The organism is Burkholderia paludis, from assembly GCF_000732615.1.
Taxonomy (GTDB): Bacteria; Pseudomonadota; Gammaproteobacteria; order Burkholderiales; family Burkholderiaceae; genus Burkholderia; species Burkholderia paludis.
This window is the reverse complement of sequence record NZ_JPGL01000169.1, coordinates 1-492: the sequence shown is the minus strand read 5'-3', so window position 1 is coordinate 492 and position 492 is coordinate 1. Positions and strand designations below refer to the sequence as shown.

1 pseudogene is annotated in these 492 nt (G+C 72.2%); it reads left to right on the top strand.

The features are described from left to right. Window positions 1–125: 125 nt before the first annotated feature. Window positions 126–492: pseudogene (locus GQ56_RS0139030) on the top strand (OmpA family protein); the annotation flags it as partial.

The window sequence follows — 492 nt, the reverse complement described above, 5'->3', positions numbered from 1 at the left end:
GAAGTAACGCGTCGCGCCGCCAGGCCGTCCGGTTCGCCGGACAGCCCGGCGGCCCCGACGGCAGGACGAGCCCGCCGCGCCGTGCGTGGCGGGCTTCAGTCAATCCAGGCATCAAGGATGTAACCGTGAACAAACTCGCTATTGCGCTCGCGCTTTCCGCAACGGCACTCGCCGCCTGCTCGAGCGCATCCGGCCCGACCTACAGCGCTGCCGAACTGCAGCCGCGCGACGGCGTGCGCACCTTCCAGGTGGGCTGCCACGGCCTGCTGTCCGGCCCGCAGACCTGCATCAAGGCCGCCCGCAAGATTTGCGGCGACCAGCCCGTGCGCACCCTCGATTCGGCCCGCGTGCTGCGCGACAAATCCGATCCCGAGACGCTCGTATTCCAGTGCGGCGCCGCGCCGGAGGCGCCGGTGCCGGCACCGGCCGCCGAGCCGGCGGCCGCCACCGTCGAGCACGTGAACCTCTCGGGCGACGCGCTGTTCGCGACCG